This window comes from Maribacter hydrothermalis, assembly GCF_001913155.1.
Taxonomy (GTDB): domain Bacteria; phylum Bacteroidota; class Bacteroidia; order Flavobacteriales; family Flavobacteriaceae; genus Maribacter; species Maribacter hydrothermalis.
This window is the reverse complement of the sequence record NZ_CP018760.1, coordinates 228732-251526: the sequence shown is the minus strand read 5'-3', so window position 1 is coordinate 251526 and position 22795 is coordinate 228732. Positions and strand designations below refer to the sequence as shown.

The window sequence follows — 22795 nt, the reverse complement described above, 5'->3', positions numbered from 1 at the left end:
CGTATTTTCCTTTCCACAATTGTAAGTTAAGTTGTATTTTGCTCGGATGGATTGGCAGATTGCATAAAAAATGTAAATTCCAAATTTAGAATAGGACATAGATGTTAAGTCATTTTAAATGTAATGAAATAGCAGATATTGAAACCAGCATAATTGAACCACCAGAACATGAAAAACAGTATTGAAATTTGCGTTTTCGGCATCTTTTTATTGACGGCATTTGTAACTGCACAAGCTCCAAAATGGGAAAATCCGGAGTGGGAAAACCCAGAAATATTTCAAATAAATCGGGAAGATCCCACAGCATCGCTATATCGGTATCAAAATATTGAATTAGCTTTAAAGAATGATAGTTGGGAGAATTCTTCATTCTATCAGTCGTTAAATGGAGAATGGGATTTTAAGTATGCCGCAAGTGTGCCAGAAAGACCAATAACATTTTTTAATTCGGATTTTGATACATCGGGTTGGGACAAAATTACAGTTCCATCTAATTGGGAACTAAAAGGGTATGGTATTCCTATATATACGAATGTCGTGTATCCGTTTCCTAAAAATCCACCATTTATTCCTCATGATATCAACTCCGTTGGGAGCTACAAACGTAATTTTGAAACTCCAATAAACTGGGAAGGCAAAGAGGTTTATTTGCATTTTGGAGCCGTAAGCGGTGCCATGTATGTGTATCTAAACGGACAAATGGTAGGCTATAGCGAAGGCAGTAAAACTCCAGCAGAATTCAATATTTCTAAATATCTAAAAGTGGGTAAAAATGATTTATCGGTTCAAGTATTACGTTGGTCTGACGCTAGTTATTTGGAAGATCAAGATTTTTGGCGTTTAAGTGGGATAGACAGAGATGTGTATGTATATGCGACAAATAAAGCGACCATAAAAGATTACACGGTGGTGGCAGATTTAGATGAAACCTATACCAATGGCCAATTCAGTCTAAATTTAAAGTTGGCAAATACAGGGAAGAAGGAAAAAGGTGCCCAAGTAGAAGTTTCTTTATTAGATGGTGCTAAAGAAATATTTAAAGTAAACCAGAAAATAGATATTGTTGAGGGCTTAACTTCTGTAAAATTTGCTCAAGAAATTCCGAATATAAAAACATGGAACGCTGAAAAACCGAACCTGTACACCATGCTTTTTACATTAAAAGATAATAAAGGCAATGTAACTGAAGCCATAAGTTCAAAAATAGGATTCAGAAAAATTGAAATTAAAAACAATCAGTTTTTAGTAAACGGAATGCCTGTATTGATAAAAGGAGTGAATTTGCATGACCATGATGAAGTAACTGGTCACGTTATTAGTGAAGAAGTCACATTGAAAGATATGGAGGTGATGAAACGCAATAATATCAATTCCATTCGTTGTAGTCATTATCCAAAAAATGAGTTTTTCTATAGAATGGCAGATAAATACGGGTTTTATGTAGTAGATGAAGCAAACATTGAAATTCATGGAATGGGAGCAACCAACCAAGGATTAGATGGTGATGAAGCGGCAATTGCTATTCACCCAGCATATCGCCCAGAATGGAAAGAAATGCATTTAGACAGAACGATTAGAATGTTTGAGCGCGATAAAAATTACACGTCCATTGTAACATGGTCTTTAGGAAATGAAGCTGGTAACGGTCAAAACCTTTTTGATACTTACGATTGGTTAAAGGCACATGATACTACTAGACCTGTACAATATGAAGGAGCAACTAATTTCTCGAATACCGATATACAGGCACCTATGTATGCAAGAATAGACCAGACAATTGCATATGCTGAAAATAACCCTAAAAGGCCATTAATTCAATGCGAATATGCGCACGCAATGGGAAATAGCGTAGGTAACCTTCAGGATTATTGGGATGTTATTGAAAAATATGATGTACTACAAGGCGGATTTATTTGGGATTGGGTAGACCAAGGTTTAAAAGCAACTAATGAAGAAGGTGTAGAATTTTATGCATTCGGCGGGGATTTGGGCGGAGCAGAATTACAGAATGACAATAATTTTTGTTTGAACGGATTAGTGAATCCGGATCGTTCTGCACATCCATCTTTATATGAAGTAAAAAAAGTATATCAATATGTGAAGTTTAAAGCCGAAAATCCGAAATCGGGAAAAATCAGTCTAAAAAATATGTATGATTTTACGAATCTGTCGGAATACAGTTTTTCATGGAAATTATTGGAAAATGGGGTAGAAGTGGGCAAGGGAAATATCGCTGATGTCGATATTGCTCCATACGAAACAAAAGAAGTACAAATAGATTTGCCAGAATTAATAAATACCGCATCTGAGTATCATTTAAATGTATACATGACCACCAAATATGAAAGTGCATTAATTCCAGAACATTATTTGTTGGCGTATGAGCAGTTTCAATTAACGGATTTTAAACCATCAGTTTTTGATGAGAATATTGAAGGTTTGAAGGTGACCAAAATTGCCGATATTATTTCGGTAAAAGGTGACGGCTTTGAAATCGGTTTTAATAGTAAAGACGGTACATTATCGTCTATCGATTACGGACAAGGAAATTTATTACAGCAAGGACCAACCGTAAATTTCTGGCGTGCTCCAATTGATAATGATTATGGCTACAACATGCCTAAGCGTTTAAAAAAATGGAAAGATGCTACGGAAACTCAAAATCTAATAAACATGGAAGTTAATTCTAATGAAGGTGAGAAGATTATCGATGCGGTAAAACTAACGGCTAATCCGTTTAAATTTAGAAATGACTTACAGTTAAGTGCTAATTATAATTTACCATCGGTTAATGGCCAAGTGCGTGTTACCTATTCTATTAATATTAATGGAGAAATAATGGTAAGCACCCAGTTAAATGGAATTGAAAGTGACTTGCCAATTTTACCAAGATTTGGAAATAATCTTATAATTGATATTAGTTATGATGAAGTTGAATGGTATGGTAGGGGAGCGCATGAAAACTATCAAGACCGTAAAACATCTGCTTTAGTTGGTGTTTATAATGCTAATGTATCAGATTTATATTTTGAATATATTCGCCCGCAAGAGAATGGAAACAGAACCGATATAAGAACTTTATCATTTAAAAATAAGAACGGAAAAGGTATAAAAATTACTGCTCCAGAATTGTTTTCCTTCAGTGCTCACCATCAACTAAATTCAGATTTTGATGAAGGCATGCAAAAAAGACAACGGCATACATTTGATATTCCTACAAGAGATTTAATAAACATCAATATAGATCATAGTCAAATGGGTGTTGGTGGTGATAATAGCTGGGGATTACTTCCATTAGAAAAATATCAGATTCAACCAAAAAACCTTTCTTTTGAATATGTAATTAGTCCAATTCGTTAAAATCTTGGTATTTAGGATAGAATTAAAGACTGTGAAAGTATATTTATACTATGAATAAAATTGTACGTTTTTTAGGGTTGGGTTTACTTTTAATAGGATTGGTAAACTGTAAGTCAGAGCCCAAGGAAAATAAGGTTCAAGAAAAACTAGCTGAGAACGCTAAAGAGAACGCAAAGGTAGTTAAGCACAATGTTTTAATTGAACAACCAAAAGATGTAGCCGCTCCTGATGGAATGGTTTGGGTATCCGGAGCTTCATTTAAGCAAGGAGCAGTAAGTAATGATAAAACCGCCATGAATCATGAAAAACCAGCAATAGATGTTATGGTCGACGGATTTTTTATGGACGCCACCGAAGTTACCAATGCGCAGTTTGCGGCCTTTGTAAAAGCAACGGGTTATATAACCGTTGCCGAAAAAGGGATAGATTGGGAAGAGTTAAAAAAGCAAGTTCCTGTTGGTACGGAAAAACCACACGATTCTATTTTGCAACCTGGTTCTTTGACCTTTAAAAAATCAAAATCTTCGGTTTCTAATTTATATGATTTCTCACAGTGGTGGAACTGGACTATTGGAGCCAACTGGAAACACCCAAACGGACCAAAAAGTAGCATTAGCGGCAAGGATAACTACCCTGTAGTTCAAGTGTCTTACGAAGATGCCTTAGCATATTGCGAATGGGCAAATAGACGCTTGCCAACAGAGGCGGAATGGGAGTTGGCTTCAAGAGCAGGTTCTTATGGTACAATTTATAATTGGGGAGACGATGCATCCGTTTTAAAAGAAAAAGCAAATACCTGGGAAGGTGAGTTTCCGGTAGAGAATACAATGGCCGATGGTTTTGAACTTCGTGCTCCTGTAAAATCATACCCACCAAACGCGTATGGTTTGTATGATATGGCAGGTAATGTTTGGGAATGGACCAGTGATTGGTACAATACCAATTATTACAAAGAAACTAAAGCTAAAAATTCAGTATCTGTAAACCCTACAGGGGCAGAGAGTCCGTTTACACCTAATAATCAGTTGGCTAAAGAAAGAATAATTAAAGGCGGTTCTTTTTTGTGTAGCGCATCCTATTGCGCTAGTTATAGAGTATCTGCAAGAATGGGCTCTAGTATGGATTCTTCCTTAGAACATACAGGTTTTAGAACGGTAGCAACGGTAGATATGCTTAGTAAGGAGTAACTTGTTTAATCAAGGAAATTTAAGAGCTTATCTAGTTCAAGATTTTTAGTACGACTTATCGGAATTTTTTTACCTGTTATTTCAGCGAATTCATGATTATAGCGATCAATCATTTTTAAATTGATGATATAAGATTTGTGTACTCTAACAAACTTAGAATCTTTCAACTTTTTATGAAAACCGCTCAAAGTAGAAAGTATTACATAATTTTTTTCTTTGGTCTTTATTTTTATGTAATCTCCTAATGCTTCTATCCAAAAGATTTCGTTGATATTAAGTTCTACTTGCTTAAGGTTATGCTTAACCATTAATTTATTTTCGGGTAATTTTATTTTATGAAGCATTATTTTATCTATAGCCTTTTGTACGGCAATAGTAAACCGTTGTTTGGTTATGGGTTTTAAAAGAAAATCGGTAACATTAAATTCAAAAGCTTCTAAGGCATAATGCTGACTTTTACTGATAATAATAACCTGAGGTTGAATTTTTAATTGGGATAAAAATTCAAATCCGTTCATTATAGGCATTTCTATATCTAGAAATAACAAATCGATTTTTGATGTATTTATTACTTTTAATCCTTCAACACTGCTATTAAATGAATATACTAAGCTTAAATTTTCGTAACTATCAATAATACGCTCTAATAGTTTTTGCTGTGTTAATGAATCGTCTACAATGGCACATTTTAAAATTTTCATTTAATAGGGCATAAAGGTTGTATAGTACTTACGGTGTAAAAGGGGGAGAGGTTCATTTCTTCACAGAACTTTAAGAGTTTCTTAATGCCGAAATAACAATATAAAAATACATAATAGTTATATTCATAATTGATAACCGCATTAAAACTTTTTATAACTTAATTATAAGTTTTTTAATCAAAAACCTACATTTGTTATAGAGAATAAGAACTGAACTACTTGATATGATGTCTGAGAAAATAGAACGTGTTAAAACATTAATAATAGGATCTGGTCCTGCAGGCTATACTGCAGCAATATATGCTGCTCGTGCCGATTTAAAACCTGTTATGTATACAGGAATGGAGCCAGGAGGTCAATTGACAACTACTACTGAAGTAGATAATTTCCCTGGGTATCCGGAAGGAATAGATGGGCCAACAATGATGGTGCAATTACAACAACAAGCTGAGCGTTTTGGTACCGAAGTAAGAATAGGTATGATTACTTCTGTAGAATTATCAAAAGAGGTGGGAGGTATCCACAAAGTAGTGGCTGATGGTGAAAAGCACATAGAGGCCGAAACCATTATTATATCTACCGGTGCAACAGCTAAGTATTTAAATATACCAAGTGAGCAGCGTTTACGAGGCGGAGGAGTATCTGCATGTGCTGTATGCGATGGGTTTTTCTATAAAGGCCAAGATGTTGCTATTGTTGGTGCTGGGGACACAGCGGCAGAAGAAGCTTCTTACCTTGCCAATATTTGTAATAAAGTAACCATGTTGGTACGTAGAGACGAAATGAGAGCGTCAAAAGCTATGCAGCATAGGGTTAATAGTTTAAAGAATATTGAAGTACGCTATAATACCGAAGTAGACGAGGTTTTAGGTGATCAGGTTGTTGAAGGTTTACGTATGGTAAATAACCAAACTGGAGAAAAAGAAGAAATTGCTATCACAGGTATATTTATAGCAATAGGGCACAAACCGAATACCGATATATTTAAAGGCCAATTAGATATGGATGAAACGGGCTACCTAATTACAAAAGGTAAATCTACCAAAACTAATTTGCCAGGTGTTTTTGCAAGTGGTGACGCTCAAGATAAAGAATATAGACAGGCAATTACAGCTGCAGGTACAGGTTGTATGGCGGCTTTGGATGCAGAACGATATTTAGCTGCGGTTGAATCTAAGGAAGAAGTAGAGGCAAATTAAATTGGCTGTAGTATAAATATAAAAACGCCGCTTCTTTAGATGCGGCGTTTTTATATTTTCAATAACACTAATCTATCCGAATATAATTTTCTGAAAAAGTTCTGTTGCCTTCTTCATCTAAACTAATTTGACTGAATTTGTCATCACTTAGTTGTAATTCAAAAGTGAAAACACGCATAGTGTCCATTGCCATAATCATTTCATTATCGCCATATTCCAATGTTTCCATTAGTCTATCATCAGTAATGACATACGTACCATATCCAAATCTTCCAATTTTATCTACGGGTACATATCTGCTCCACATAATTTTTCCATTATAGTACATTTTAACTTGTCTATAACCATCAGCAGTAGGAACGGTGTCGATAACTTGTTGACCATCATAATTGTAAAAGCTTTCTAATTCCCAAGTACCTTCTATACTATGCATATAATTCGTATTGATGGCATTCGTAGAAGCTGCGGAAATAAAGAGTAGCATTAATAAAACCAATCCTATAATTTTTTTCATAGTCGTAAAGTTTTAGTTAGTAAATGAGTTTAATATGTACTAAAAAGATACGAAATAAATTTAGGATATGTTAAAAAATTACTTAATATATTGCTGATATTATACTATTTACATAAAATTATTGCGTGTTATTAAATAGGAAATGCTTTTATGGTATTGCAGAGATGTAAAATGTCATTTTCAGTATGTGCGGCACTTAAAACTATTCTGCTCATTAATGCATCATTCTCTGTAGGGTATCTAAAATTGGTTACTATAATGCCATTATCTAAAAGTTGACTGACAAGCAATTCGTTTTTAAAACTAAATGTTGGGTGACCTTTACTACTTTGAAGAATAGAAGAGTTGGGTAAATTTTTCAAAAATAAAGAAGTGTTCTCTGCTAAAATCTTTCTTTTTTCTTGAATAATCTGTTGACCTTGTTTTATTGTCGCAATTGCTGCAGGCATTGCCGGACTAGCACCACCAAAAAATTGAGTTTCTTTTATATTTCTAATAAAGGCATTAGTGCTAAAAATGGCACCTGCCTGTATACCAAAGCCTTTTCCAAGCGAGCATGATACTATAAGTTCTTTCGGATATAAGGATTGTAAGAACTGAAAACTACCACCACCATTAATTCCGGTAATACCAATGCCATGGGAGTCATCTACCACCAAAATAATATTTTTTAACGGTAACGTTTTTAAAAGTTCATAATTGGGAAAATTAAAGCCGGAAAAATCAATACTATCTAAAAAAAGGACAGGTATTTTATCTCTATTTAACAGAATATCACCACGGAGTTCTTGCCAATTATCATATACTTTTTGATTTCTTCGAAGAACTGCAGAATGGGTATTGGGAGCGTAATATAATTTATAGTCCGCATCACTAAAATAATCACAAACCAATTGCCCTGCCAAATAGCCAGATGACATGGTTATACAAGCCTCGCTACCTACGATGTTTGATAGGTAAGCTTCTATTTCATCGAAAACTGAAATTTGAATATTGGATTTTCGTGAAGCACTGTAAGCTGTGCCATATTTTTTTACGTTCGCTATAAAAATCGATTGAAACTCAGTATTAGTTTGTAGGCCCAAGTAAGAAGTGCCGCCAAAGTATAGATAGTTTTTACCTTCTACATTAATTGTTCTACCTGGAAATTCATCAATACTAAACATTAATCTAAAAGTTGAACACCACTACCATTACCTTTAGGAAAAATCACTTTTCCACTTGGTTCAATATGAACTCCTGTAGCGATATCACTCTTAAGAAGTAAAGCGCCATCCATGTCCACAAAATCTAGTTGTGGAATTAATTGTGCAATAGCAGAAATACCAACGGTTGATTCCGTCATACAACCTACCATTACTTTTATTCCTAAATCCTTGGCCTTTTTAATCATACGTAGAGCAGGAGTTAGTCCGCCGCACTTGGTAAGTTTAATATTAATACCACTAAAGTGCAATGCGCATTTTTCAACATCACTTTCAACAATACAACTTTCGTCCGCAATTACGGGTAAAACGCTATGGTGCATAACCTCTTCCATGCCAGACCAATCATCTGCTTTTAAGGGTTGTTCTAGAAACTCAACACCCAGTTCTTTTAAAATAGGTGCATTATATATGGTCTCTTGAGCGGTCCAAGCGCAATTGGCATCAATTCTAAAAATAGCATCGGTATGTTTTCTAAGTTCCTTGACAATAGCAACATCATCACTAGTTCCTAATTTTATCTTATAAATTGGCCAAGGCATTTCTTGCATTTTTGCCAACATAACCTCTATTGATGCAATACCAATTGTGTAATTAGTAGTTGGGTATTGTTCCGTAGTTGTATCCCAAATTTCATATAAAGGTTTTCCTAAAAGTTTACCATAAAGGTCATGGGCCGCTAAATCTAAAGCACAGATCGCGAAATTAGAAAGTCCTTTACCAACTAAGAAGGCATGAAAAATTTCAGGTGTGGTAAAATCAAAATTTTCAATCTCTGAAGATATATTTCCAATTTCCGCCACCATACTCTCGGTAGTAATTTTGTAATACGGGTTAGATGTAGCTTCACCGTATCCTGTTTGGCCATTTAACGTAAGAGCGGCAATTAGGGTGTCTTGAAAATCATGCGATTCTCTAGAGATACTAAAAGTGTGTTTTAACGGTAACGTATATTTTTTTAACTGTACTTGCATGGTACTAATATACAGAATAGGGTGGTACTAAAAAATGAAAACCCACTGATAATTCAGTGGGTTTTAAAGTTAAGTTGATTGATGAATATTAATATTTATGTACGCTTCCGGAAACTGATTTGTTTTTCTGTACCGATGGATTTCCTTGATAAGAGATATTGCCACCACTAGAAGCTTCAGCAGTTAAATTATCGGAAACATCTATACTAATATTAGCGCCACTGCTAGCATCGGCTGTTGCAACTAAAGTTGATAAATCTTTAGCCTTAATATTTGCACCGCTACTGGCATCAACATAAACTTCATTTGCTGTTCCTTCTAAAGTTATGTTTGCACCACTACTAGCGTCTATTTCCATATTTGTGGCATTTACATTGACATTTATAATAGCTCCACTACTAGCATCAACTTCTAATTTATCTGCCTTTATGGTATTTTCAGTAGATAAGTGAGAACCGCTAGATGCAAGTAAGCCTGTAACTTTAGGCATGGTTACATAAACCTTTTTGGTAGCTCTGCCAATATTCTCTATACTATGAATTTTAAGTTTACCGTTTTTAATATCAGTTCCTATTAAATCCATTATATTTTCATCTGCTTCTACAGAGATATCAAAATCGGCCCCTTGGGTAACAAATACCTCAATTCCTTCTGAGGATGAAACCGTTGTAAAGTCTTCGGTAATTTCTCGAGTTTCTTCAACGACTACGCCATTGCCTTTTTCTCCAGTTCCAAAGTTAATGTCAAAGCCGCAAGATGATAGAAAAAGGACTAAGACGAGTGCTACTGTAATTCTTACTAGTGTTGTCATGATTGTTCGTTTTTTAGATTGATGTAAATTTGATTGTTTTTTAATTCTGCTACGATTAAATAGTACTGAGTTGTTGATTTAAGTATATGAACTGTAATTATTTGATACTATCGTTAGCGTCAATTTTTACGCCATTCTCATCTAACTTCATTTTAAAGGATTCTCCGTTGTCGTTAACATCAATATCAATTCCGTTTTCATTGATTTTTATTTTTCCTTTTTCTCCATTACCATTGATGTTGATATCGATACCATTCCCGTTGATTTTAATACGATTAGAATCATCATCATCTTCGTCATCCATTTCAATATATTCTGGGCAGTTTAGGCACTGAAGCTCACCGTTTTCAGCCATCTTCCAAACATAACCTTCAAGTGAATCTAGATCTCTATCTGTTGTAAATGTAGTAATCCAGTTTCTAGAATTTGCTTGATCATATTTTAAAATAGTACCTACGGGCAAGAATATATTTACACGTACCTCTTGATCTTTAAATTTAGAACCTTGTGTGGTTAAGTAGTCATCTAGAGAAATGGTATTTCCATTAACCTCATATTCATATACAATTTGGTTTGCAATTTCTTTTGCTTCTCTATTAGATGGCCCGTCTGCTTCTTTTCTCACTTGAATACGAACAAGACTATCTTGTGACTTACGAATACGAAATCTTACATCATCTGATACCAACACCTTATTTCCATCTTCATCATAAGAAATAAAGGTGTCTCCCATATGCATATCTTTTTCATAGTCATATTTGTCTGTCGATACTAGATTAATTTGTAACGTATCTGACGGTATTACGCTTGTAATTTCATCCTCCACAGATGTGCTACCAGTGTATGCATGTGATGCCGCTTCTCTAATACCAAAGACGATTAGCAGTATTATGGAGATTAGCCAAAGTCCTAATAAAGAGAATTTAGCAATAGTTCCAATAGATTTTAAATTGTTGACCAGTATTTTTAATCCTAAATACATTAAGAAGAAAAACGGTATACCAATAGCAAAAAATGCTAATAAGGATACAACCCAAATGGGTAAATCGGTAGAATTAACTACGTTGTAAAAATCGATACCAGGTACATGAATAATATCTAAAATACCAACTGTAAAGAGTCCAACAAACAAACCTATTAATGTGGTTGCACCAATGATAACCAATAGAATACCAATGAACTTCCCAAATATTTTAAATAGGAACATTACAATATCACCAAAGGTGTCAAAGATTGTTTTACCTCCTTTTTTGACGGTGTTACCTACTTTTTCATAGTCAACACTTTTTACACGATCCGCAACGTCATCAAAACCCTCTTTTACCTTACGCTCAATGTTACTGATGTTTACCGTTTCGCCACTCATATCTAATTTTTGAGCGGTTGTTTTTGCCTCAGGTATAAGGATCCATAACAGCCCATAGATAAAAATAAATCCACCCCAAGTGAAAATGGTTAAGAAAATCCAGATTAAACGGATCCATAAAGGATCAATACCAAAATAATGTGCTAGCCCAGAAGAAACTCCTGCTACATATTTTTTCTCTGTATCTCTATACAATTTTTTAACTCTATCTTTATTGGTAGAAGCAGTTTTGGTTCTTGGTTCATCTTCAAAGATTTCCTCATCTACCATGTAATCTTCAGGTTGTCCCATAATAGCGATAACCTCATCTACCTCTTTCTGAGTTATAACCTGTCTTTCATTTTCTAATTTATCATGAAAAAGTTCGGCTATACGAGCTTCTATATCAGCAATGATTTCATCACTACCTGGTGTATTGGCAAAAGAACGTTTAACCGATTCTAAATACCTACGCATTTTATTATATGCTTCTTCGTCTATATGGAAGAGCATGTTTGCTAGATTTATATTTACTGTCTTGTTCATTTTTAGCTGTTTTTAGTGTTGGTTACCAGGTTGGTGGCTTTTCTTAATTCGTCCCAAGTGGTATCTAATTCTTTTAGAAAAAGTTTACCAGTCTCGGTAAGGGTGTAATATTTTCTTGGTGGTCCAGAAGTAGATTCTTCCCAACGATAATTAAGAAGGCCCGCATTCTTTAATCTGGTCAGTAGCGGATAAATTGTTCCTTCTACTACAAGCATTTTAGCATCCTTTAGCGTTTCTAAGATTTCAGAAGCATATTTATCATGGCCATTTAAGATGGACAGGATGCAATACTCTAAAACCCCTTTTCGCATTTGCGCTTTTGTGTTTTCTACATTCATAATGTCTTTTTGCTTTTTATGCAGTCCCCTTTTTACAGGAGTTTGCTCCATGGTGTCTGTTGTCTGCATAGATTAACTGTTCGTTTTTTGTTTGTTGAATAAACATCTTGATTGATTTTATTTTGATTGATTAATAAACTCCTAAGGGTGTGATGAATACCCTGTTTTAATGTTTGTTGATAATACTGCTGATTAGGCAGTTTTTATTTAATGAATTTTATAGTTAACGGGTATTTAAAATGTTGACCTTCATTTGTTCTTATTGTTGCTAATATGGTATATACTATGTTGACAATGAATAGTGCGGATTGTGCTAATCCAAGTAAACCTACAGGTATCATCCATGGGCCAAAAAAATCATCGCTATTAAAATGAAACTCCGAAAAATTAAAGCTTTGAACATTTGAAAATCCAAAGTGGTCAAAATCAAAAATAGTTGGAATCAACCCACCTAAGAAAAATGGTATACTTATCATACCCACTAAAATAGAGTACAGTAGAATGCTAATTTGAAAGTTTAAAGCCTCTTTACCATTATGGTCTACAAACGCATATTCTTTTTTGTTCGCTGTCCATAATACTAATGGAATAATGAAATTCCCAAAAGGCATAAAGAATTTTGAAAACGTACTAGCATGTATAAGTGCAGAGAGGTTTCGTTCGTGCTTTGTTATGGTTTCTGTCATGATGATTTCGTTTTTGATGATGATTGATTTTGATACTATGTAAAAGCCAATTACTTTGATTACCTATTAACTTCCTATGCAAATATATGTCTAAAAAAAGGTACTATGTAACGCATAGTACTAATATTTAACATTAATTTAACATTTTAGTATGCTGTTTATATTACCTATTTTTATCAAAATTATAAGAGAAATATGCCTGTAACAGCTAGTAAATTCAACATGTTTTCATTTTTAAAACTACCCGCAGCATGGTGGTGCGGCGTACGTTTAAGGGAAATAGATAAAAATAGGGCAGTGGTTACTGTAACCCATAGATGGATCAATCAAAATCCTTTTAAATCTATGTTTTGGGCGGTACAGGGAATGGCGGCAGAATTGTCTACAGGAGCTATGATGATAGATCAAATTGAAGCTACAGGAAAGAAAATTTCAATGTTAGTAGCGAACAATAACGCTAACTTTTCAAAGAAGGCAACCGGGAAAATTACATTTACTTGTGAAGACGGACACTTAATAAAGGATGCTTTAGATAAAACAATTGCAACTGGCGAGGGGCAAACCATTTGGATGAAATCTGTAGGAGTAAATACCGATGGGGTAGTGGTAAGTACCTTTAATTTTGAGTGGACGGTTAGGTTGAAGAAGTAGATGATTGATGACATTTAGATTTAAAATATACTCGTAAGTCAAATAAATATCTATTAGATTGTAACAAAAACCCTTCTCTTAGCAACTAATAAACATCAATCATAAACAATATAAAAATGAACGCACACGAAATAGACTTTGAGATTTTTGGAGAAGAAATGCAATATGTCGAAATAGAGCTAGACCCACAAGAAGCAGTTGTTGCTGAAGCAGGTAGCTTTATGATGATGGAGACCGATATTAAAATGAATACCATTTTTGGTGACGGTAGTAATCAAGATAACAGTGTATTAGGTAAAATATTTTCTGCAGGAAAACGTATGTTAACGGGTGAAAGTCTGTTTATGACCGCTTTTTTAAACATAGGTCAGGGTAAAAAGAAAGTAAGTTTTGCTTCACCGTATCCAGGTAAAATTCTTTCTATAGATCTATCTGAAATGGGTGGTCGTTTCATCTGTCAGAAAGATGCTTTTTTATGTGCAGCTAAAGGAGTTTCAGTGGGTATTGAATTCTCAAAGAAGTTAGGTCGTGGACTTTTTGGAGGTGAGGGTTTTATTATGCAGAAATTAGAAGGTGACGGTATGACTTTTATTCACGCTGGTGGCACATTGGCAAAAAAGACATTATTACCTGGCGAGGTACTTAAAGTAGATACGGGATGTATAGTTGGGTTCACTAAAGATGTAGATTACGATATTGAGTTCGTTGGCGGAATAAGAAATACCGTTTTTGGCGGAGAAGGATTATTCTTCGCAACGTTACGTGGTCCAGGTACCGTATACATACAATCGTTACCATTCAGTCGTTTGGCAGGCAGAGTTCTAGCATCCATACCAAGAGGAGGAAAAGATAAAGGCGAAGGAAGTATCCTAGGAACTTTGGGGGATATAGTTGGTGGAGATAATAGGTTTTAGTAGTTCTTCACTTTTTTTAAGTAATTATTTTTATTAGTATCCATAACTCATTTAATAGCAAGCGTGGTTTACGCTTTAATGCTTACATGAGAGATGGATACTATTTTTTTGGTAGGTATTAGAGAAAAAGTTGTTATGTAGACCTATTTCTATATTTGGCTTTATTAATCGAAATATTTCTTTTGGTTTTTTGGTTTATAAAAATGGTTTGCTTTTATTTTACGAGGAAGGAAATTAGTTAAGATGTTTAATTTAAAAATTAAATTATCAAAAACTAAACAAATCATATTCAGCTATATTCAATTTTGTTTAACTTGTAGCTCCCTCTAACATATTATTAGCCAACGAATAAAAGCCAAAGTCTACCTATGGGGATGCAACGTAATTCATCAAAAAAAACACTGGTAGACAAATTATCGATTGAAATTGAATCTAATTTAAACAACGACCAATTCGGGGTCGATAGTCTTGCCCAAGCTGTTGGAATGAGCCGTTCGAGTTTACATCGTAAATTAAACAAGGCCGTTGGTATTTCTACAAGTCAATTTATTAGGGAATATCGCCTTAAAAGGAGTTTAGAGATTCTAACTAGTGAGGATATTACAGCCTCAGAAACTGCATATCGCGTTGGGTTTAGTAGTCCTACCTATTTTAACACCTGTTTTCATAATTTTTATGGGTATACCCCTGGGGAAGCAAAATCTGGGATTATTGCAGAGGTTGATAGTCCATCCGTACAAACATCAACTGAAGCCGCATGGGTAAATCTTAAAAATTACAATACCAAAAAAAATAATCTGGGCATCCATTGCTGTGCTGGTAGTATTTTCGACTTACTTTTTTTATAACTCCTTTGCTAATAAAGACAAAGTGGACAATGATATTGTAAAACCATTCGATGAAAAATCTATAGCAGTATTGCCTTTAAAAAACCTTACTGGAAATCCAGATTTGGAATATATTTCAGATGGTATGACGGACGCAATCATTTCTAGACTCACCAAAATAAAGGCCATTAAAAAAGTAATTCCGTTTACTTCAATTCAATCTTATAAAAGGTCCGATAAAAAATTAAAAGAAATCACTCAAGAATTAGACGTATCAAGCATTTTGCAAGGTAATCTTCAAATGTCGGGTAATCAAATTAAGATTAATCTTCAATTAATTCATGGTAGTTCTAATGTTCATCTTTGGTCTGAAGAGTATACAAAAGAATGGAAAAGTGATGAAATTTTTGAATTACAAACTGAGGTAGTAGAAGGCATTGCCGCCAATATGAATGCAGTTATTGCACAAGATGAATTGGCTGATATTAAAAAAATTCCGACCCAAAGTAAAGATGCCTATTCGTATTATTTACAGGGAGAATTTCAAAGAAATAAAGGAAACGAACTTTCATATACAAATGCCATAAACCTTTACAAAAATGCTATTTCAGCAGATTCAAATTTTGTAGAAGCCTATGTAGATATGGCCAATGTTTGGCATATGGGCGGTTCTGTTTGGGGTTTTTATGAAGAGCAAATTGCTTGGGATAATGCAAAAGTCTTATTGGAACAAGCATTGAAAATAGAACCAACTAATTTTCGGGTAGAAGAAGAGCTTAATACTGGACGTTTTTTTTATGACTGGAATTTTGAACTTGTAGAGAAATTTTATCAAAAAATTTTAGATAATTCCATCCTTGACAAACCATCTGTTATTTCTCTTGATTATCCTATAAAAACCGGAAGGCCTGAAGAAGTATTGCGCACAATTGAGTATTATATTATAAATGACCCATCAAACGTATTTCATCCTTTTTTTAAAGCAGAGGCTAAATTCTATTTGGGTTCTAAAGATGAGGCATTAAAAATATTAACTCAGGCAGACCCATTATATACCGATAACTGGTTTTATTTACGAGAATCTACCAAACTCTATTTTTATTTGGGAGAATATGAAAAATCTAAGATGCAACTTGCAAAAATAGTGAAACAATTCCCCGATTACCCACCAATTTTAATGTGGTTTAATACCATTTATGCTCAAATGGAAGGAAATACTGCGGAAGCAACTAAATATTTAGACGAATTGAAAAACGAGTATAGTAAAAGTTCGTCGGGTAGTCCTGCTTGGTTTATAGCACTCTATTATGCGCATGATAAAGATTACGATAAAACTTTCGAGTGGTTACAAAAATCATATGACCGCCATGAGGTAGAGATGACTTGGCTTAGAGAAGAACCACTTCTGGCTCCAATACGAAATGATTTACGTTATATAGAACTTTATCAAAACATAGGATTTACAAGTATTGGTTTACCTATTAAAAAACATTTAGAATAGTCTAAAATTCAATAGAGCTAATGCCATTGGTTTTATTAGACTGATAGTAGCCAAATACACATTGTAACTTGCATACTACATTATTTTTCACTTATTTTAATCCTTCCCCCTTGGCAATAATTTGTTTTTCAAATTATCGTAAGTTATGACTTATTAGGTTTTGTAGAAAAAATCTTTGTAAGGATATTTCATTCTAGCCTTGTAATAATTTAATTGAAGAATGAAGTTTTATCTAACATTTTTAATCTCACTATTTTTTCTGAGCACTACTTTTGCGCAAAAAGAAAAAGACTCCCTATTTCAAGTTTGGCATAATACAAACCTTCAAGATTCGACTCGTTTTAAGGCGATGAGTGATTTAATAGCTTTTCACTATTTATATACAAAAACAGATAGTGCACTTACCTTAGGTTATCAAATGTTAGAGCTTGCTCAAAATAAAAAGAACGTCAGTTATCAAATTGAAGCGCTAACAACATTAGGAAAGGTTTATTTTGAAAAAAAAGAAAATGAAAAAGGCACAACTCATTATACAAAGGGCTTAGAACTAGCACTTTCTAAACAAGACAGTTTTCTGTATTCTGATAAATTACTTGGTTTGGGAAGTTTAGAATATAATTATGAGGACTATACCAGCGCATTTAAAACGCTACAAAAATCCCAGTCATATAGCGGGAAAATAGGGGATAGCCTTAGTTTGGGTTGGAGTATAGCATATCAAGGGTTCATTTTTACTGCATTGGGAGATTATCAAGAAGCGGAAAAATACCATTTAGAACATTTACGATTAAGCGAAAAGTATGGCATAAGACGCAGTATTGCAGGTGCAAATGGGAATTTGGGAAATGTATATCGCAAATTCGGGGATATCTCCAAATCATTAAAATATTGGAAAAAAGGTATTAGAATAGCCAAAGAAATTGGCCAACCCCTTTATGCCGCACAGGGCACAGGAAATCTGATTGATATTTATATAAATGAAAAAGATTACGTAAATGCAAGTAAATATTTAGATGAATATAGATTTGTTGTAAGTCATTTAAAAATTCCTGATTTTCATAGTAATATTTTATTATTTCAATGTCAAATAGATTTAGGCTTAGGCAATTATACTAAAGCATTAAGAGAATGTGAAGCATGCGAGAAAGTTTATAGAGTAAATAATTGGGAACTTGAATCAGATATTTTAAAAAGTCTTTATGAAGTCAATAAAAAACTAAATAGACATAAAACAGCCCTTGCATACTTTGAAGAATACCAATTAATAATAGACAACGAGGATGAAATTAAATCAAAATCCGAAATACAGAGTATCATTTTCAACAATCAATTAACTACAGATAGTATTGCAAAAGCACAAGAGAAAGTGTTGTTAAGTAGAAATTATGAAGAAGGTTTGCGTAAAAAAAATAGAGAACGAAACTTATTTTTAATTCTTGGGCTATTGGTTCTTATGATAGCAACGGCATACTTTTTTATTTACCGCAAAATAGAAGCTTCTAAGCGAAAAAGACTTAAAGAAATAAATGAATTAAAAAATGCTTTATTTACAAATATAACTCATGAATTTAGAACACCGCTTACTGTTATTAAAGGCATGACAGATACTATTAAATCTGATTTACAAAACAAAAAACCAGAAGACGTTCAAAATTCATTAGAAATGATTGAGCGTAATAGTAATAATCTACTGCACTTAGTAAATGAGATGCTGGATTTATCTAAGATTGAAAGTGGAAATATGGAATTACAATTGGTACAATCTAATGTAATCCCGTTTCTTAAGTATTTAGGTGAAAGTTTCAGTTCTTATGCTCAGGAAAACGATATAAGCCTTACTATTTACAGTGAAACAGAATCTTTGCTAATGGATTTTGATAGTAAAAAACTCACTTCTATTGTATCTAACTTGCTTTCAAATGCCATAAAATTTACAGAAGAACAGGGTAAAATTATAGTTCACATCAACGAGGTAGTAGAGAAAGACCAATCTTATCTATTCTTAAAAATAATAGATAGCGGTATTGGCATTGCTAGTGACCAACTACCAAGCATATTTAATCGTTTTTATCAAACAGATGCCTCAACTGTAAGAAAAAATGAAGGCACAGGCATTGGTTTAGCGCTTACAAAAGAGCTTGTTGAATTAATGAATGGCACTATAAAAGTTAAAAGTACACTAGGCAAGGGAAGTGAGTTTAGCGTTAAAATTCCTGTTACCAAAAATGCCACAATAACAACCAAAGATTCGCACTCGTTCAATTCTACTTTTCCAATTATTAAAACAAAATCGAAACATGTAGTTGAAACCACAGAAACTATTTCAGAATTACCTTTGGTATTAATTATTGAGGACAATCTGGATGTTGCGCACTACTTAAGAACCTGCCTAGGGAATGCTTATGAAACAATCCACGCAGTAAACGGGATTGAGGGAATTGAATTGGCATTAAAAAAAATTCCAGATATAATTATTTGTGATGTTATGATGCCCGGTAAAGATGGATTTGAAGTTTGTAAAACCCTAAAAAATGATGAACGATCAGATCATATTCCTATTATAATATTAACAGCTAAAGCGACTGTCGAAGATAAATTAAAAGGTTTATCAATTGGAGCAGATGCTTATTTAGCAAAACCATTTAATAAGGAAGAGCTTTTTACCCGACTAAATCAATTGATTTTAGTGCGAAAAAAGCTCATGAACAAATTAGAGAAAAGCGGATTCTCTTCTTTGCTAAGTGAAGAGTTAGAGCATCCGCAGACAAAATTTTTAAAACAAATTATTGAAAGCGTACATGCCCATTTAGACGATGCAAATTTTGGCGCAACACAATTAGCAAAAGAATTGCATTTAAGTGAATCTCAAATCTATCGTAAACTAAAAGCAATTACCGATAAATCTACTGCAATTTTCATCAGAACAGTTCGTCTTCAAAAAGCAAAAGAACTACTTAAAACCTCATCTAAATCTATTTCAGAAATAGCTTATACTGTTGGTTTTAGTAATCCATCTTGGTTTAGCAGAGCTTTTAGAGATGAATATGGCTACCCACCCAGCGAAGAATCAAGTGACTAATTTTCAGTTAATTACAATAAGGTTATTGCGTTTTGTGCAATAATAGCACTACTATTTCCCTACCAATTCATAAATAGCACAACTGATTGAAAAAATGGTGAACACCTTTTTTCAACAAGTATAATATCATTGTATCATAATAATTAAAACAAACATTATGAAAACTACAATGAAACTTTTTACCTACGTATTAATCATTTTATCAGTAACAATTACCTCTTGTGCTAAAGATGGTGAAGATGGAGCTGTTGGTCCCGCTGGTACTCAAGGCACAGATGGAATTAACGGTGCAGATGGCTCAGACGGTGCAGATGGCTCAGACGGTGTTGATGGAACAAATGGTACTGATGGCGAAGATGGCAATGCAAATGTTCAAGTAATTGAATATGATTCAGAGACCATAACTACTGGTAGTGTTACTTATGCTATGCAGGGTATATCATTAGATGACTTAAATGAGAGTCTAATTTTAGGCTTTTATGCCGAAATCTATCAAAAACCAAACGCAGGCAATTCTTTTGTAACTAAAAAACGTTGGGTACAAGTACCTGGAAGAGGAACGCCCACCTTATTTGACTCAAGGGTAATAATTGAAGGAAGCACAGGAGTATTATCTGGTGGTCCAAGTTCTGATTTTATTGTAAATCTATACGAGTTAGGCAGCGTCTTGGCTTATTTAGAGGAAGTTACTTTTGATGAATTTAAAATATTTGTAATACCGGCTTCATCTTTTTCTTCCCCTTCTTCCCCTGTAAATTCTGGTAAAAATAGTCAAGACATTCTTGAAATGTCGCATGATGAATTAATAACTCATTTCGAATTAGAGAAATAATACTATATCCAATATTATTAGAATATAAAGGATTGGTAATTGCCTTGATAAAAGATAATAGTTTGGAGTTTTACCACTATTAAAAATCATAATGTTATTTAGGCCTTTAAATTTATAAAGACGGTATTAATTATACAATTGCACATTATTTAAAGGTTCTGCATCATAATTTAAAGACCAGAATAAAAGTTTAATAAGACTGAAACATGCTTGTTACTTACTGTATATGCTTTCTTTTCATCTTTGACTCTCATTAGTTCTACAAAGAAAAGAACTGTTTTAACCATTAAAAATTTTATTATGAAAACAAATTTAAAATTTACAGTACTTACTTTTTTACTGCTAACCATTACAAGTTGCACCGGCCAATCTTCAAAAGTAGACCTGCTGAACGAAAATTTTCCTGAAGCACAACAAGAAGTAATGGAAACCTTCGGCGCTATTGCGCAAAGCCTTAAAGATGGTGATATGGACAAACTTATTTCTTTTCACGCCTATGGACCCAAGTTTACAGAATTTAAAAATGGAGAAAGACGTAATGACGATGTAGCCAATGAAGAACATGAGCGGACTGTTTTTGGAGGAGTTACCGAAGTTGTGAAATTCGATGCTAATGATTTACAGGTTGCAGTTTATGGCGATGTAGCCAATGTAACTTTTCATTCCGATTTTGAACTCAAGTTTGGAGAGAATTTAGTTGTGGTAAACGATCAAATAAGTTTGCTTTTTCTTAAAACTTTGGAAGGTTGGAAAATAGTTGCAGAGCATCATTCTCCATTAAATAAATAATATCTGTTTTTGCCCATAGATAATTGAAATTTTTAAAACAACAATTATGAAGTCCAAGAAAAATAATTTCGTGCTTTTATCGAGTATAGCATTAGCTTTTACGTTATTTAATTGTAGCAGCAATGATAATGAAATAATAATTCAGGAAGCTAAAACACCTAATCAAGCACCAGAAGCTTTTTCGTTAATCGCTGTTACCGATGCTGCCACTCAAGTAACTGTTACGCCAACATTTAGTTGGAATGCCGCAACCGACCCCGATGGGGATCCAGTAACGTATGAAGTTTTTATAGGTAGCAATAGTAATTCAACTACCAATATTGCAAGCGCAATATCTGAAACCAATTATACCGTAGAAGAAAGGTTGCCTTTGAACAAAGACTTGTTCTGGAACGTAGTAGCAATTGATTCCGAGAGAAATGAGACCTCTAGTGAGACCTTCAGCTTTACAACAAGAGATCTTCAGATACCTGATGTACCAGTAACTACAAATGCAGCTTTCTTAGAAAGAACAGATCATACTTCTATAGTTTTTAATGATAAGATTTGGATAATAGGGGGCTATGATGGTTTTTCATATTTAAACGACATCTGGCAAAGTTCTGATGGCGAAACTTGGACTCAAGTTACAGACGAAGCACCTTTTCATAAAAGAAGCGGACATATAGCTGTAGTTTTCGATAATAAAATTTGGGTCATCGGCGGTTATAATGGTGTAGATTTTTTAAGAGATATCTGGCAAAGTGCTGATGGCGAAAACTGGACAAAAATAACTGGGGTTTCACCATTTCCGCAAAATGGCCTCCACAACGCAGTAGTTTTCAAAGATAAATTATGGGTTATCGGTAGTCTCAATGCACCTGCGAAATTATCAAATAATATATGGCAAAGTACGGATGGGGAAACGTGGACTCCGGTCGATGTGACAGTACCTTTCCCAGAAAGGTATAGACATACAACTATGGTCTATGATGATAAAATATGGATTATTGGGGGAAGCCGAGGAGGTATTTTAAATGATGTTTGGCAAAGTGCTGATGGTAGTGAATGGATAAGGGTTACTGAGGAAACTGCTATGGAAGGAATATCCGACCATACTAGTGTGGTCTTTGATAGTAAAATGTGGATTATAGGCGGCCGCAATAATATGCTTAGCACCAACAGAATTTGGCAAAGTTCAGATGGAGAAACTTGGAGCCAAGTCACTGCAGAAGCTCCTTTTGCTGAAAGAAGAGGACATACCTCTGTCATATTTGATAATAAAATTTGGATTATTGGCGGTAGAGGTGGCATTCTTGGCGACTCCTACTTAAACGATGTATGGTCTATGGATTAA

At 34.1% G+C, this 22795-nt stretch carries 19 protein-coding genes; 11 read left to right on the top strand and 8 right to left on the bottom strand.

The window, feature by feature from the left end:
• The first annotated feature begins 168 nt into the window (after positions 1 to 168).
• Together BTR34_RS01140 and BTR34_RS01135 are read left to right on the top strand one after the other, a co-directional pair.
• Positions 169 to 3360 carry a glycoside hydrolase family 2 TIM barrel-domain containing protein gene (locus BTR34_RS01140; protein ID WP_068484040.1) on the top strand — a complete coding sequence of 1064 codons (3192 nt, stop codon included), beginning with the start codon at positions 169 to 171 and terminating at the stop codon, positions 3358 to 3360.
• Positions 3361 to 3410: 50 nt separating this feature from the next.
• Positions 3411 to 4547 (top strand): formylglycine-generating enzyme family protein, encoded by a 1137-nt coding sequence (locus BTR34_RS01135; RefSeq protein ID WP_068484038.1) that lies wholly within the window; start codon positions 3411 to 3413, stop codon positions 4545 to 4547.
• Between the two features lie 5 nt (positions 4548 to 4552).
• On the opposite strand, the gene BTR34_RS01130 is transcribed toward BTR34_RS01135, so the two are convergent.
• A complete protein-coding gene (locus BTR34_RS01130; RefSeq protein WP_068484036.1) occupies positions 4553 to 5248 on the bottom strand; it encodes a LytR/AlgR family response regulator transcription factor in 696 nt (231 codons plus the stop codon).
• Positions 5249 to 5475: 227 nt separating this feature from the next.
• Here BTR34_RS01130 and trxB point away from each other — a divergent pair, with 227 nt between their 5' ends.
• On the top strand, positions 5476 to 6447 hold the full coding sequence (gene trxB / locus BTR34_RS01125; protein ID WP_068484034.1) for a thioredoxin-disulfide reductase: 972 nt from the start codon (positions 5476 to 5478) through the stop codon (positions 6445 to 6447).
• 67 nt (positions 6448 to 6514) lie between these two features.
• Here trxB and BTR34_RS01120 read toward each other — a convergent pair whose 3' ends face one another.
• From BTR34_RS01120 to BTR34_RS01090, 7 genes are all read right to left on the bottom strand, one after another.
• A complete protein-coding gene (locus BTR34_RS01120; RefSeq protein ID WP_068484032.1) occupies positions 6515 to 6961 on the bottom strand; it encodes a hypothetical protein in 447 nt (148 codons plus the stop codon).
• A gap of 131 nt (positions 6962 to 7092) precedes the next feature.
• Complete coding sequence (locus tag BTR34_RS01115; protein ID WP_068484030.1) at positions 7093 to 8127, bottom strand: aminotransferase class I/II-fold pyridoxal phosphate-dependent enzyme; 1035 nt, start codon at positions 8125 to 8127, stop codon at positions 7093 to 7095.
• Positions 8127 to 9140 (bottom strand): dipeptide epimerase, encoded by a 1014-nt coding sequence (locus BTR34_RS01110; protein WP_068484028.1) that lies wholly within the window; start codon positions 9138 to 9140, stop codon positions 8127 to 8129. The genes BTR34_RS01115 and BTR34_RS01110 overlap by 1 nt, the downstream gene beginning before the upstream one ends.
• A gap of 88 nt (positions 9141 to 9228) precedes the next feature.
• Positions 9229 to 9951, bottom strand: a complete 723-nt coding sequence (locus BTR34_RS01105; RefSeq protein WP_068484027.1) for a head GIN domain-containing protein — start codon at positions 9949 to 9951, stop codon at positions 9229 to 9231.
• 97 nt (positions 9952 to 10048) lie between these two features.
• Positions 10049 to 11842: a PspC domain-containing protein gene (locus BTR34_RS01100; protein WP_068484025.1), complete on the bottom strand. Its 1794-nt coding sequence runs from the start codon at positions 11840 to 11842 to the stop codon at positions 10049 to 10051.
• A 2-nt stretch (positions 11843 to 11844) separates the two neighbouring features.
• Positions 11845 to 12180: a PadR family transcriptional regulator gene (locus tag BTR34_RS01095; RefSeq protein ID WP_068484071.1), complete on the bottom strand. Its 336-nt coding sequence runs from the start codon at positions 12178 to 12180 to the stop codon at positions 11845 to 11847.
• 203 nt (positions 12181 to 12383) lie between these two features.
• The gene (locus BTR34_RS01090; RefSeq protein ID WP_068484023.1) at positions 12384 to 12866 is read right to left on the bottom strand and encodes a DUF4870 domain-containing protein; all 483 of its coding nucleotides are present in this window, start codon (positions 12864 to 12866) and stop codon (positions 12384 to 12386) included.
• 195 nt (positions 12867 to 13061) lie between these two features.
• Between BTR34_RS01090 and BTR34_RS01085 the strand changes: the two genes are divergently transcribed.
• The 8 genes from BTR34_RS01085 (at position 13062) to BTR34_RS01050 (ending at position 22795) form a co-directional block, all read left to right on the top strand.
• Positions 13062 to 13517 carry a DUF4442 domain-containing protein gene (locus BTR34_RS01085; protein ID WP_068484021.1) on the top strand — a complete coding sequence of 152 codons (456 nt, stop codon included), beginning with the start codon at positions 13062 to 13064 and terminating at the stop codon, positions 13515 to 13517.
• A 116-nt stretch (positions 13518 to 13633) separates the two neighbouring features.
• Positions 13634 to 14431 (top strand): TIGR00266 family protein, encoded by a 798-nt coding sequence (locus BTR34_RS01080; RefSeq protein ID WP_068484019.1) that lies wholly within the window; start codon positions 13634 to 13636, stop codon positions 14429 to 14431.
• Between the two features lie 374 nt (positions 14432 to 14805).
• Complete coding sequence (locus BTR34_RS01075) at positions 14806 to 15279, top strand: helix-turn-helix domain-containing protein (RefSeq protein WP_198037229.1); 474 nt, start codon at positions 14806 to 14808, stop codon at positions 15277 to 15279.
• A gap of 22 nt (positions 15280 to 15301) precedes the next feature.
• Positions 15302 to 16759: a hypothetical protein gene (locus BTR34_RS01070; protein WP_068484015.1), complete on the top strand. Its 1458-nt coding sequence runs from the start codon at positions 15302 to 15304 to the stop codon at positions 16757 to 16759.
• A 220-nt stretch (positions 16760 to 16979) separates the two neighbouring features.
• Positions 16980 to 19838: an ATP-binding protein gene (locus BTR34_RS01065; protein WP_082960150.1), complete on the top strand. Its 2859-nt coding sequence runs from the start codon at positions 16980 to 16982 to the stop codon at positions 19836 to 19838.
• 157 nt (positions 19839 to 19995) lie between these two features.
• Positions 19996 to 20670 carry a collagen-like protein gene (locus BTR34_RS01060; protein ID WP_068484011.1) on the top strand — a complete coding sequence of 225 codons (675 nt, stop codon included), beginning with the start codon at positions 19996 to 19998 and terminating at the stop codon, positions 20668 to 20670.
• 300 nt (positions 20671 to 20970) lie between these two features.
• Positions 20971 to 21459, top strand: a complete 489-nt coding sequence (locus tag BTR34_RS01055; RefSeq protein WP_068484009.1) for a nuclear transport factor 2 family protein — start codon at positions 20971 to 20973, stop codon at positions 21457 to 21459.
• A 46-nt stretch (positions 21460 to 21505) separates the two neighbouring features.
• Positions 21506 to 22795 (top strand): kelch-like protein, encoded by a 1290-nt coding sequence (locus tag BTR34_RS01050; protein WP_068484007.1) that lies wholly within the window; start codon positions 21506 to 21508, stop codon positions 22793 to 22795.